The sequence below is a fragment of the Chryseobacterium sp. UF-81 genome, from assembly GCF_058245105.1.
The window spans coordinates 156,242-168,439 of the sequence record NZ_JBSIBX010000006.1; the positions used below are offsets into that span (position 1 = coordinate 156,242).

The window sequence follows — 12,198 nt, forward strand, 5'->3', positions numbered from 1 at the left end:
ATAGATAACCTGTCTTTCGGCAGGTTATTTTTTTATCCATTCCAGAATATTCGGATAGATAATGCTGTCTCTTTTTACCTTGCTGAAAAACCTCGGAACATGGCCTGTTTTTTCCATAAAGATGAGCTTATGAGGGACATGCTGTTGGGTAAGCGCAGAATCCATAGATAATCCCTGATGCTGATTCACCAGGAAGTCTTTATTACCCTGGAACAATAAAGTGGGAACGTTGGATATATTGGCGACCGGGCTTGCTTCCTTAAAAGCTTCAGATATATTCTTACGGTCAAATTTTGTTCCTACCACTTTCTGAAAGGTCGGAGAAGTATATTTAGAATAAAATGAATTCAGGTATTGCGGGCTGTAAAAATCCGTCGGGCCGCTCATTGAAATGATCTTTTTGATCTGTTCAGGATGTTTGTATCCGTAGAGCAGGGCAAGATGACCGCCGGCGCTTTCCCCGAGCAGAATATAATTGTCCGGCTGAAGCTCTGCCTTTTCCGCCAGCGAATTGAACTTTTCAATGGCTGCGCCAATATCTTCCAGCTGCTGCTTATAAGTGATATTTTTACGCTTTGAAACCAGTCTGTAATTCATATTGATGCTCGGAATCTTATGTTCAAAAAGCATTTTCTGCACCTGAATCATGTGTTCCTTTTTTCCCAGAGTCCAGGCACCTCCATGTACAATAAGTACTACAGGTACATCTTGTGCATAATCCAACGGAAGGAAAACGTCCATTTTCTGTCTTTTGTGCTCACCGTATTTTAAATTATATATTTTCTGCTGTCCGCCGGTGCCTACCCAGACCCTGAATTTTGTATTGCATGACTGCAGCACGAAACTAAGACATCCTACAACAAAAAAATGGTATCTGAGAACGAGCTTTTTCATAAGATAAAATTACGGAATATTATCAGTATAGATTAGCCCCGAAAAATGATTTTTGTTATCAGAAATTCTTTTTGAATACATGAATTACTTTTATACTGACATCTTTTAATAGGAGAGTTTTTCTTTTTTTATAAGCTTCCACTGTCCACTATTGTATTCAAATGTATAAGCATAATAGCCTTTGGGAATATTTCTGATTTCGACATTGACAATATCCTTAGCGGCATAAAGGCCAAAATCTACTTTTAACCTAGTGTTGTAGGGATGAAATTCAGCTTTCTGCTTATTTCCTGGATAATAATATACCATTCCGTATTTTGTAGGATCTGGAACCTGTGGAAAGGTTTCGATAAAATTATAATAACCTTCTTGTTCATAATCATTTAAAAAAACAGTATTAACGGGAATTCTTCCAAAGCCGTAAGTGGGGAAAAGGTTTTTCTTTAATTTTTTTGCAGCATAATCAAACGTATCCTTTGTCCAGAAAAGCTGATCAAGAAATAAACTTTTATTGAACCCTAAAGTTGACATTGAAGCACAATTGCTAATGTTATCATTGACAAAGGTATTAACGTGAATGCTTACCGATATGTTGTTTTTGGGGAATAATTCTTTTGGAATACTGTTGAATATGACCGTTCTCAACGCCTCAAACTTTTCTTTTTCCCGGATATGTTTTTCTTTAAATTCTTTTAAAACTTTCTCTTCTTTTTTAAAGAATTCGTCACAATTATTTGAAGGACATCCGTTAACTTCAGCAACACCGGGAATTGTAGGACAGGCATCATCTTTATCCAGAATGCCGTCGCTATCTGTATCCGGCCACGGGCAGCCGTTATTTTCAGCTTCCCCTTTTTCGTTGGGGCATGCATCTTCCTTATCAATGACACCATCACCGTCATTGTCTGGCCACGGGCAACCTTTAATTTCTGAGAAACCGCTTTCTTTCGGACATTTGTCAAGATAAAAAATAACACCGTCTTGATCTTCATCCGAAAGGCAGATCTTTTTAGAGTATTGTTTTTTACATTTTCTGAACAGTTCTTTGTTTTTCATTTCCTGAGAATGTAAACAGAGTGCTGAAAATAGTAAGAATATAAAATATTTTTTCACTTTTTAATCTTATCAGGTTGGAGATCATTTGTATTTCTCAGTTTATTGTTTCTCTGCCGTTTTTGATGAAAGTCCTTTTTTGATGGTAATTACACCTTTCTCGCCCTCTTTGAAGATAAAAGTAATTTCACTGTCATCATCCTGCAGAAAAAACGAATGGTCATTTTCAGCCAGCATTCTTACTTTTGGTTCGTTGTTATTCTGAATAAAAAGCTGTCCTTTTTCATACAAAATATGGATTGTATTATCTTCCGACAGTTTATAATTACCCGCATATTTTTTAAGAATGGAATCATCCGGTAGCATTTCTTCTTTGGGCTTTGGAAGCTCATAAGGTTGACTTAAAAGCGCACCCAGAATTGTATTTCCTGCTTTCTCCAGCTTTTTACTGGTAATATTGTTGAGCAGAATAATGCAGATGTCATCATCAGGAATCATGGCAAAATAACTTGTCGCGCCTTCAATATTTCCTCCATGATTAATCACTTTCTTTCCGTAAAGATCATCAATAAACCAACCATAGCCGTAGCCGCTTAGAAAAGGTGTTGTTGCCTTCCTGAATGCTTCTTTAGAAACAATCTTATAATCTCGGAGTCCTTTATAATATTTGTAAAGATCTTCAGCTGTGCTGTAAATCTGCCCTGCAGAGGCTGTTAATTCAGGATTCCAAATTTCTGTTTTTTCCTGTCTTGTTTTTGAAAGGTAAGCGTAAGGAACTGTTTTGTCCGGGCTTTTCAGTGTCGGATAGTCAAAGCCGGTATGATTCATTTTCAGCGGATCTAAGATAAATTTCCTCACAGCATCTTCATAGGAAAGGCCTGTGATTTTTTCAATAATAACCCCAAGCAGGATGTATCCTGAATTGGTGTATGAAAACTGACTTCCCGGCTCAAAATCTAAAGGTTCGTCCTTGAAAAAGGAGATTTCTTTATTTAGGCTGATGCTTTCTCCCGTATGAAGAAGGCGGAAATATTCCTTGTTGCGCAATGGTTCATAAATTCCTGAAGTGTGAGTGAGGAGATGCTCGACTGTAATCTCATTTCCTCTGGGATAATCTGCAATAAATTTAGAGATAGGATCTTTTACAGAGAGTTTTCCTTCCTCGCTTAGCTTTACGATAGTTAATGCAGTAAAAGATTTCGTTAAAGAAGCAATCTGGTAAATGCTGTTGTTTTGATTAGGAATTTTCTTTTCTGCGTTCTGCCAGCCGTAAGACCTTTCGAAGATCGTCTTGTTTTGATGGATAAGTGCTGTCCCGTTGAATTTGTTGATCGCAGAATAAGCTTGGATAATGTTATCTATTTCCTCCTGTTTTTTCCTTTCCGGATTTTCTCTGTCGACATCCGCTTTATTCTGAGATTTCAATGGAGAACAGAACGTACTAAAAATCATGAATCCTGAAAAAAGAATATAATGTTTACAGCGCATGGTATATTGTTTAAAACATGGTAAAAGTAAGCAGAGTTTTGTTCAGTTGCACTGCCAGTGATCAGAAAATATTTAAAATTAATAGTCAGAAACAAATTGAAAATAGATTTTAATAATTATTTTTGCTCGACTTAACATAAATTAAAAAAACATTAAAATAATATGGCATCTGGTTTTTTTGCAATTTTAGATGATATAGCGGCACTGATGGATGATGTAGCGGTCACAAGTAAAATAGCTACACAGAAAACAGCGGGTATCCTGGGAGATGACCTGGCTGTGAATGCAGAGAAAGCCACAGGTTTTCTTTCCTCACGGGAAATTCCGGTTTTGTGGGCAATTACAAAAGGCTCATTCATCAACAAATTGATCATTCTGCCTGTTGTGTTTTTACTCAACTGGCTGTATGCTCCGGCAATTAACTACGTATTGATTCTTGGAGGATTATATTTGGCTTTTGAAGGTGTTGAAAAAATTATTGAATTTCTTTTTCACCGCGAAAAGGAAGGTTACGAAGTTGTGGAAGAAATTATAGAAGACGAAAAAAGTGATGAAGAGATAGAAAAAGCAAAGGTAAAATCGGCAATTACTACAGATTTTATTTTATCAATTGAGATTGTAATTATTGCTTTAGGAACAGTTTTGGAAGAAAATCATCCTTTCATTACCCAGATTTTAGTAACCAGTTTGGTGGCATTTATTGCGACTGTGGGAGTTTACGGAATTGTTGCTTTAATCGTAAGAATGGATGATGCAGGATTTAAATTAATCAAGAAAAGCAATGATAAAGGCTTCTTTGGGAAGCTTGGACATCTATTGGTGAAAGCTCTCCCTATCGTTATTAAGGCTTTGGGCGTTATCGGTACAATTGCCTTAATCATGGTAGCTGGTGGTATTTTTGCCCATAGAGTTGAATTTCTTCACCATGTTTTACCTTCCTGGTCTTCTAATGAGTTTCTGACTATTTTAAAAGAAATTATTCTGGGTCTTATAGGAGGGCTAGGAGCTGTAGCTGTTTTTACAGCAGGAAAGAAGATCTACTCACTGGCATTTAAGAAATAACCGATTACCGATATAAAACAAAAAACTCAGCAGTACTGTACTGCTGAGTTTTTTTATATTTGAATACAAGAAGCCTTGCAGGTCTCTTATATTAATTGAATAAATCTTTCACTTTATCAAAAAAAGTCTTTTCTTTTCCGGAAGGTTCTGCAACCATTTCTCCGCTTGACATCTGTTTTTCAAAGAAATCTTTTTGTTCTTTAGTCAGTTTTTGCGGGGTCCATACATTAATGTGGATGAACATATCACCTTTTCCATAGCTGTCGATGCTTGGAAGGCCTTTTCCTGCCAGTCTAAGGATCTTTCCGGACTGTGTACCCGGATCAACAGTAATTTTCACTTTACCGCCTACTGTAGGAACTTCTTTCTTAGTTCCCAAGGCAGCTTCTGCAAATGAAACATATAATTCCTGGTGAAGATTATCTCCTTCTCTCTTGATTGTTTTATCTACTTCCTCTTCAATGATTACCAATAAGTCTCCCGGAATTCCTCCGAAAGGAGCATCATTTCCTTTTCCTCTTACATTAAGCTGGATACCGTCTCTTGCCCCTGCCGGAATATTGATGGAAATTTCTTCCTCATCTTTTATTAATCCCTGTGCATTGGCTCCTGCCGGAATTTTATCTGCCACTTTCCCGATTCCCTGACAGGTGCTGCAGGTAGTCTGTGTCTGCATCTGTCCGAACATCGTGTTCATCACTTTGAGCTGCACACCGGAACCGTTACAGGTAGGGCATACTTTTGAAGTGGCACCTTCCGCCATCTTCATTTTTTTTACTTTGATAGTTTTTTGCGTTCCGTTCACCATTTCTTCAAGGTTCAGCTTGATTCTGATCCTTAAATTGGAACCTTTCACCTGCTGGCGTCCTCCGCCATTTCCACCAAAACCGCCGAAGCCTCCACCGAAAATATCTCCAAACTGGCTGAAAATATCCTCCATGTTCATACCTCCGCCGAAGCCTCCGCCTCCGAAACCTCCATTACCGCCCATCCCGGCATGGCCGAACTGGTCATATCTGGCACGTTTCTGGTCGTCGCTCAGTACTTCATAAGCCTCTGCAGCTTCCTTGAATCTCTCCTCAGCCTCCTTATCTCCTGGGTTTTTATCCGGGTGATATTTGATAGCCATTTTTCGGTATGCTTTCTTTATCTCGTCAGCTGATGCAGATTTACTGATCTCAAGAACTTCGTAATAATCTCTTTTTGACATGTTGATTATAATTGATTATTGATAAATGATAACTGATGCCTATTGCGTATGGCTTAAAGCCTGCTGCCAATCAATTATCTATCACCATTTATCATTTATTTAATATTAGTTTCCTGTTACTACTTTTGCAAAACGTATTACTTTATCACCTAAAGTATATCCTGTTTCAATAACATCTACGATTTTGCCTTTCAGATCTTCAGATGGAGCAGGAATCTGAGTAATGGCTTCATGGAAATCTACATTGAACGTATCACCTGCATTAACTTCCATAGCTTTTAAGCCCTTTTCAGTAAGTTTGTTTTTAAATTTCTGATAGATCAGCTCAACACCCTGAAGGTCAGATGGATTTCCGTTTTTGGCGATTTCTTTTAGAGCTCTTTCAAAATCATCCAAAACTCCCAACATAGAAACCATCATATCCTGGTTGGCATACTGGAAGAATTCCATCTTCTCTTTAGTTGTTCTTTTTTTATAGTTTTCGAATTCAGCGTACAATCTGATATAACGGTCTTTTTCTTCTGCCAAAAGTTCCTCTGCAGAAGGAGATTCTGTCACATTGTTCCCAGATACCGCTTCGTCCTGAATGTTGTTTACTTCCTGATTATTGATGCTTTCTTCGTTAATATCCTGGTTTTCCATAATTCAATATTTATTTAAAGAATTGATTGACAAAGAACCTGCCAAATACAAAAAATGGACATTAAGGCAGAAAAATGGAGAAGCAAATGGTTGTGAATGGTCAATTTTGCTTCGCAAGTGAATGGTCAATTATGGGTTGGGAAAACGATTGACAATTGAGTATTTACCATTTACTATTGTTCATTTTTAACTGTGAATGGTCAATTTTGCTTCGCAAGTCAATGGTCAATTATTTATTTGGTAAAATTCACAATTCACAATTCACCATTAACCATTCACCATCCACCATCTACTTTTCATCCTGCAAACGTCTGATACAACAGGTACAGATTCAAAATAATAATGACAAAAGAAATAATCCAGACACTGACTTTTAAAACAGGCTTATTCACGAATTCTCCCATTTTGGTTTTGTCGTTGGTAAACATAACCAGAGGAACTACCGCAAAACTCAGCTGCATAGATAAAATGACCTGACTTAAAACCAATAAATCTGTTGTTCCCTGTTCACCATAAATAATAGCGACAATTAGTGCGGGAATAACAGCAATAAGTCTCGTGATCAGTCTTCTCAGCCATGGTTTTAACCGGATATTTAAGAATCCTTCCATAACGATCTGTCCTGCAAGTGTTCCTGTAAGTGTAGAATTTTGTCCTGAAGCCAGTAAGGCAATCGCAAAAGCAATACTTGCCATAGAGGCACCTAAAATAGGAGTCAGCATTTTATAGGCATCATGAATATCTGCTACGTGTTCATTTCCTGTAGTATGGAAGGTTGCGGCTGCAAGAATAAGAATGGCTGCATTGATAAAGAAGGCCAGCATCAATGAAACTGTACTGTCCAGAGTGGCAAATTTTATTGCTTCCTTTTTTCCTTCCCGGTCACGCGAATAATCTCTTGTCTGAACAATACTGCTGTGCAGGTACAAATTATGGGGCATTACGGTTGCTCCCAAAATACCGATAGCGATATAAAGCATTGCCGGATTTTGGATAATTTCCTTTTGAGGAACCAATCCACCGAGGATTTCATTGAAAGCCGGCTGTGAAATTATAATTTCATAAATGAAGCAGGCCAAAATAATGAAAATGAGCCCGCCAACAATACTTTCTATCCATCGGAAGCCTTTAGCCTGAAGCAAAAGAATAATCAGAACATCCACTGTGGTAATCACAATTCCCCAGGTAAGAGGAATGTGAAAAAGGAGATTCAATGCAATGGCAGAACCAATTACCTCGGCGAGATCGCAAGCAGCAATGGCTATTTCACAAAACACCCACAGAATAAAATTGGTGGTAGGATTGAAGTGATCACGACAGGCCTGAGCAAGGTCCCTTTCGGCAACAACCCCTAATTTTACAGATAAATGCTGTAAAACCATTGCGAAAATATTTGAAATAAGAATCACAGAAAGCAGGGTATACCCGAACTGAGCACCTCCGGCAATATCCGTAGCCCAGTTTCCCGGATCCATATATCCAACAGCAATCATTAGTCCCGGACCGGCAAATGCCAGATATTTTCTCCAAAACGGAGCATTTCGGGGCACTTTTATAGAGGAATATACCTCAGAGAGGGAATGGGATGTTTTATCTTTACGCCAGGCGCTATTTAATTTAAAATTCATAAATGTTAGAAATGACTAACAAATTTAATTAAATAAATATAAATATGAAAGTATGGAATAAAAAAAATCCCGGAAATTAATTTCCGGGATCCTATTTTTAAAGATTCTAAAGATCTATTTTGCAAATCTTACAGACATTTTTCTGTCTGCAGCTCTTTCTGCATCAGAAGCTTTAGCATCTACTGTTGCAAACTTGCTTCCGTAACCTTCAGCTCCTAAAACCTGAGCACCAACTCCTGCTTTTCCTAAAGCACTTTTGATGAAATCAGCTCTGGCCTGAGATAATTTTACGTTAGAAGCTTCATTTCCTGTTTTATCAGTGTAGCCTCCGATTTTAATTTTTGCATCCGGGAATGCCTTTAAAATAGCTACCAAGTTATCAAGCTGTCCTTGCGAACCGGCTTCCAGCTCAGTAGAGCTTCCCATTTTGAAGTTTACATGGTCAAAATCATACCACTTATCTTTCAATGCTGCATCATCAGCTGCATTTTTATAATTACCTGACTTAAGGAAAGTAATCATCTGATCTTCCATTCCTCCTTTGTAACCTTTCAGCATTACACCATTAAGATCGATATTTTCATCTGTTCTGGTCGTTGTTGCAGTTGTAGTTGTCGCAGAAGTATCTGCAGGAGTAATGGTAGCTGCAGTATCAGTGGTTGATCCTGTAGAATCCACTACTGTGGTAGTTGTGGTTGTTTCTTTCTTCTCACACTGCTTCCAAATAAAATATGCTGCAGCGATTAAAAGTAAAAGCGGAAGCAACCATTTCCAGATCGAACCTCCGCCATCATTATTGTTTCTGTCAGGATTGGTTCCTGTAGATGTAGTACTTCTTGTAACTTCTACTTTAGGCTCTTGTCTTGGAGTTGCTTCTGCATGAGAACTGCTCCCTCCAAACCAGCTTCCTAAATTTAGGGATGCTAAAGAAAGTCCTGCCGGTAAAAGTGAAGAAATAATTCCTTTTTGTTCACCCAACAGGTTTGAAATACCAGATTTACCCAAATTATTATCAGCAGCATATTTTCCGATAGTACCTACGGTAGCTCCTGTTACTAAATTAAGCAATGAACTGGAAGAATTATTGCTGATTCCTGCGTAAGTAGCAATAGCATTCACTATTCCGCCGATCTTGTCTCCAAAAATAGAGGTCAATAAATTGGAAATTATAGGGCTGCTGGACGCACCACCTACTAAATTTCCTAAAATTCCGCTTGACGAGGCATTGGTAATTGCATCCAAAACCCCCGGATTATCAGAATTATTGGCTAATCCTCCTACAACTGCAGGAAGCAATCCTCCAATCGCTTTTGAAATACCAGATTCGCTTTCTCCAAACTGAGAAGCTGCTTGCGAAATTAAAGCGGGACCTAACTGTCCTTTAATTAAATCAATGACATTTAAAGACATAATAAATTATTTTTTTAGATTAATGTTGCATAAATTTAAACAAAAATCTGTCCAAAAGTCATTTTTTTTAAATATTTATTTAATTTCCAGCGAAGTTTTTGAAAATCAGCAAAAATTATTAGTAAGCTTTTGCGAATAATACACGTCTTTGAGACGGTTTCCCGCTTATCAGAGAAATACCTTCTTCCATATCATCATCTAAAGGAATACATCTGATAGTAGCCTTCGTTTCATCCTTAATTTGTTCCTCTTCTTCAGCAGTTCCGTCCCAGTGTGCATAAATGAAGCCTCCTTTTTCTTCAAGAACTTTCTTGAAATCTTCATAAGTGTCAACTCTTGTAATGTTGTCTTTTCTGAAGTTTAAAGCTTTCTCATACATATCCTTCTGAATAGTCTGTAACAGTTCTTCGATATAAGAATCCAAACCGTCAATAGAACGAACTTCTTTTGTTAAATTATCTCTTCTTGCAATTTCAACAGATTTATTTTCAAGATCTCTTGGTCCCATTGCAATTCTCACAGGAACACCTTTCAATTCGTATTCTGCAAACTTCCATCCCGGTTTGTTATGTGTATCATCATCAAATTTAACAGAGATGCCTTTTGCCTTTAATTTAGCCTGGATATCAAGAGCTACTTCACTGATCTGCGCCAATTGCTCTTCTCCTTTGAAGATAGGAACAATAACTACCTGAATAGGAGCCAGTGTAGGAGGAAGCACCAATCCGAAATCATCGGAATGGGTCATAATCAAAGCACCCATGAGACGTGTGGAAGTTCCCCAGGAAGTTGCCCATGCATGTTCTATTTTTCCTTCTTTATTGGTGAATTTTACATCGAAAGCTTTCGCGAAATTCTGGCCTAAGAAGTGAGATGTTCCTGCCTGAAGTGCTTTTCCATCCTGCATCAATGCTTCGATACAATATGTTTCATCAGCCCCTGCAAATCTTTCAGACGGGGTTTTTAATCCTTTAATAACAGGCATCGCCATGAACTTTTCTGCAAAATCTGCATATACATCATTCATTTTTTCGGCTTCTTCCACAGCTTCATCTTTTGTAGCATGTGCTGTGTGCCCTTCCTGCCAAAGGAATTCCGCTGTTCTAAGGAACAGACGTGTTCTCATTTCCCAACGGACAACATTGGCCCATTGGTTGATCAGGATTGGAAGGTCTCTGTAAGACTGGATCCAGTTTTTATATGTATTCCAGATAATGGCTTCTGAAGTAGGGCGTACAATAAGCTCTTCTTCTAATTTAGCATCCGGATCTACAATAAGTTTGTGTGGATTGTCCGGATCTGTTTTTAATCTATAATGGGTAACTACTGCACATTCTTTAGCAAAACCTTCTGCATTTTTTTCTTCTGCCTCAAACAGGCTTTTGGGCACAAAAAGCGGGAAATAAGCATTAACGTGACCTGTTTCTTTGAATCTTTTATCCATTTCATCACGCATTTTTTCCCAGATTGCATATCCGTATGGTTTGATCACCATGCATCCTCGCACTCCAGAGTTTTCAGCTAAGTCAGCTTTTACCACCAACTCATTATACCATTTGCTGTAATCTTCGCTTCTTGAGGTTAATTTTGCCATTATTTTTTTTAATTTTTTTAACTTTTGTACATTATTGTAATCTAAAAATAAAAATCTATTTTTGATAGATTTTTTTACCAGTGTTTTGGTACATTTTTGGTACAGATTGCAAATATAATTTAAATTAAAAATCTTTACGTTATCATGAAAAGAAATATACATAAAAATTTGCTCGGTATGTTAAAATCCAAGGGGATTTTAGCAATATCAGGCGGATTGCTGCTTGTGTCCTGTGGTGCTCAAATGGGAGGATACACGGAGACCGATGGGGTGTACTATGACCCTAATAAAGATACACTGCCGGAAGGAGTGATCATCAATGATGGAGGTAACAGGGTAGGAGAAAACTATGACTATTATCAGGACTCTAATGTGATCCAGAACGCGCAGGCCAATTCCAGAGAACAAGACAACAAATATAGCACATGGAGCGATACTAACTGGAATACGAATGCTACTGATTCAGACTGGGGAACATTTGCCGGTTCTCAGACCAACTATTACGATAATTCCTGGGGCTCTCCCTGGGGATGGTATGGCGGTTATAGCCCTTATTGGGGAATGAACCGTGGCTGGGGCTGGGGAATGAATATGTCTTGGGGCTGGGGTGGATCTTTCGGATGGGGCTGGGGAAGTCCTTACTGGGGATATGGATATTCTCCTTATTGGGGAGGATATTATGATCCGTTCTGGGGCGGTGGTTACGGTTATCCATATTGGGGCTGGAATGGCGGCTACTGGGGTAATGGTTACAGACCGGTTTACAGAAGAAGCAGCGGTGGTGGATTCAGCAATCCCGGTTTAACCAATGCGGTTTACAGAACCAATACTTCCGGCTTCCGAAACAGTGGAAACGGTTTCCGAAATACACCGACCAACAACGGTTTTAGAAACAGCAGTACGAACAGCGGTTTCAGAAACAATGGTTCCTATAACAACGGCGGCTTCAGACAGGGAAATGGCAGTTACAGAACACAGCCACAATCGGGCGGATTCCGTAATTCAAATTCTCAAAGGCCTAATTATAACTCTCAGCCTAACTACAACAATGGAGGCTTCAGATCCAATGACAATGGAGGTTTCAGATCAAGCGGAGGCTCTTCAGGCGGTGGCTTCAGAGGTGGCTCTTCAGGCGGAGGCGGTATGAGATCCGGCGGTGGAGGCGGTGGCTTCAGAGGTGGCAGATAATTTCAAATTAAATAACTATTAAAAAAATA

The 12,198-nt window shown here is 38.6% G+C and carries 9 protein-coding genes and 1 pseudogene; 2 read left to right on the plus strand and 8 right to left on the minus strand.

Annotation, left to right across the window (positions count from 1 at the left end; all coding sequences use genetic code 11):
* Positions 1-24: 24 nt before the first annotated feature.
* From AC4IFE_RS10675 to AC4IFE_RS10685, 3 genes and pseudogenes are all read right to left on the minus strand, one after another.
* Complete coding sequence (locus tag AC4IFE_RS10675; RefSeq protein ID WP_490756945.1) at positions 25-894, minus strand: alpha/beta hydrolase; 870 nt, start codon at positions 892-894, stop codon at positions 25-27.
* 738 nt (positions 895-1,632) lie between these two features.
* Positions 1,633-1,887, minus strand: a pseudogene (locus tag AC4IFE_RS10680) (thrombospondin type 3 repeat-containing protein); the annotation flags it as partial.
* A 162-nt stretch (positions 1,888-2,049) separates the two neighbouring features.
* Positions 2,050-3,435 (minus strand): serine hydrolase, encoded by a 1,386-nt coding sequence (locus AC4IFE_RS10685; RefSeq protein ID WP_490756947.1) that lies wholly within the window; start codon positions 3,433-3,435, stop codon positions 2,050-2,052.
* 162 nt (positions 3,436-3,597) lie between these two features.
* Here AC4IFE_RS10685 and AC4IFE_RS10690 point away from each other — a divergent pair, with 162 nt between their 5' ends.
* A complete protein-coding gene (locus AC4IFE_RS10690) occupies positions 3,598-4,497 on the plus strand; it encodes a DUF808 domain-containing protein (RefSeq protein WP_490756948.1) in 900 nt (299 codons plus the stop codon).
* A 91-nt stretch (positions 4,498-4,588) separates the two neighbouring features.
* Here the strand turns inward: AC4IFE_RS10690 and dnaJ are convergent, their stop codons facing one another.
* From dnaJ to proS, 5 genes are all read right to left on the minus strand, one after another.
* Positions 4,589-5,707: a molecular chaperone DnaJ gene (dnaJ, locus tag AC4IFE_RS10695; RefSeq protein ID WP_490756950.1), complete on the minus strand. Its 1,119-nt coding sequence runs from the start codon at positions 5,705-5,707 to the stop codon at positions 4,589-4,591.
* A 105-nt stretch (positions 5,708-5,812) separates the two neighbouring features.
* On the minus strand, positions 5,813-6,349 hold the full coding sequence (locus AC4IFE_RS10700) for a nucleotide exchange factor GrpE (protein WP_490756952.1): 537 nt from the start codon (positions 6,347-6,349) through the stop codon (positions 5,813-5,815).
* A 296-nt stretch (positions 6,350-6,645) separates the two neighbouring features.
* Positions 6,646-7,977: an Nramp family divalent metal transporter gene (locus tag AC4IFE_RS10705; RefSeq protein ID WP_490756954.1), complete on the minus strand. Its 1,332-nt coding sequence runs from the start codon at positions 7,975-7,977 to the stop codon at positions 6,646-6,648.
* Positions 7,978-8,091: 114 nt separating this feature from the next.
* Positions 8,092-9,387 (minus strand): OmpA family protein, encoded by a 1,296-nt coding sequence (locus tag AC4IFE_RS10710; protein ID WP_490756955.1) that lies wholly within the window; start codon positions 9,385-9,387, stop codon positions 8,092-8,094.
* Between the two features lie 118 nt (positions 9,388-9,505).
* Positions 9,506-10,981 (minus strand): proline--tRNA ligase, encoded by a 1,476-nt coding sequence (gene proS, locus AC4IFE_RS10715; protein ID WP_490756956.1) that lies wholly within the window; start codon positions 10,979-10,981, stop codon positions 9,506-9,508.
* Between the two features lie 177 nt (positions 10,982-11,158).
* Here proS and AC4IFE_RS10720 point away from each other — a divergent pair, with 177 nt between their 5' ends.
* Positions 11,159-12,169, plus strand: coding sequence for a prolyl-tRNA synthetase (locus AC4IFE_RS10720; RefSeq protein ID WP_490756958.1), 1,011 nt, complete (start codon positions 11,159-11,161; stop codon positions 12,167-12,169).
* The last annotated feature ends 29 nt before the right edge of the window (positions 12,170-12,198 follow it).

Coding starts and splice junctions, on each gene's coding strand:
- AC4IFE_RS10690 (WP_490756948.1), top strand. CDS start 3,598: ATGGCATCTGGTTTTTTTGCAATTTTAGATGATATAGCGGCACTGATG.
- AC4IFE_RS10710 (WP_490756955.1), bottom strand. CDS start 9,387: ATGTCTTTAAATGTCATTGATTTAATTAAAGGACAGTTAGGTCCCGCT.
- AC4IFE_RS10720 (WP_490756958.1), top strand. CDS start 11,159: ATGTTAAAATCCAAGGGGATTTTAGCAATATCAGGCGGATTGCTGCTT.
- AC4IFE_RS10705 (WP_490756954.1), bottom strand. CDS start 7,977: ATGAATTTTAAATTAAATAGCGCCTGGCGTAAAGATAAAACATCCCAT.
- AC4IFE_RS10675 (WP_490756945.1), bottom strand. CDS start 894: ATGAAAAAGCTCGTTCTCAGATACCATTTTTTTGTTGTAGGATGTCTT.
- AC4IFE_RS10685 (WP_490756947.1), bottom strand. CDS start 3,435: ATGCGCTGTAAACATTATATTCTTTTTTCAGGATTCATGATTTTTAGT.
- proS (WP_490756956.1), bottom strand. CDS start 10,981: ATGGCAAAATTAACCTCAAGAAGCGAAGATTACAGCAAATGGTATAAT.
- AC4IFE_RS10700 (WP_490756952.1), bottom strand. CDS start 6,349: ATGGAAAACCAGGATATTAACGAAGAAAGCATCAATAATCAGGAAGTA.
- dnaJ (WP_490756950.1), bottom strand. CDS start 5,707: ATGTCAAAAAGAGATTATTACGAAGTTCTTGAGATCAGTAAATCTGCA.